At 45.8% G+C, this 721-nt stretch carries 1 protein-coding gene; it reads left to right on the forward strand.

Annotation, left to right across the window (positions count from 1 at the left end; translation table 11 throughout):
- Positions 1 to 702 (forward strand): aminotransferase class V-fold PLP-dependent enzyme (locus R7093_RS25405; RefSeq protein ID WP_318147043.1); only part of this gene is annotated, 702 nt, incomplete at its 5' end.
- Positions 703 to 721 lie beyond the last annotated feature (19 nt).

Here is a 721-nt window from a genome sequence, read left to right on the forward strand (position 1 = left end):
AAGGCAATTTGTTCTCTTGCAAAAGAGCATCAAATTCCAACGTTAGTGGATGGTGCTCATACGGTGGGTATGTTTGATCTTGACCTACATGATCTGGATTGTGATTTCTACTCTGGTTCTGGCCATAAATGGCAGTGTGGCCCGGGCGCAACAGGCATTTTATACGTGCGCGACAACGGTAATCGTTTGAACGAATACTGGAGCGACCGTGAAAATCCATTGTGGTTGATAAACTCGTCGCTTTCTCATGCGGATTACTTAGGTAAGCAAATCCAAATGCAGTACATTGGTAACGACAACTACCCAGCTAAACAAGCGCTGGCTGATAGCTGTAAAATGTGGGATGAGATTGGTCGTGACCGAATCCAAGACCGCATTCTAACGTTGAGTGACCAATGTAAAACCTCACTCCAAGACGTGCTGCCACATGCGAAAATGTTCTCGCCAAATGTGGAAGGGCTGACGAGTGGATTAACGACGTTCAACCCATTTTATGATGTGACGAACGAAGAAATCCTGACTGAGTTCCGTGACCGTCTGCGTGAAGAATATGGCTACATCATCCGTACAACGAACTTCAAGCTGTACAAAGATGATGGACACGACACGTACGCGCTTCGTATCTCTACACACTTGTTCCATGATGAGCGAGATGTAGAAGGATTGGTCGAAGCGATTGCTGATCTGTACTACTCGTTCTAACGTCGTTGTTTATCACTCA

The sequence above is a fragment of the Vibrio sp. 1580 genome, assembly GCF_033340055.1.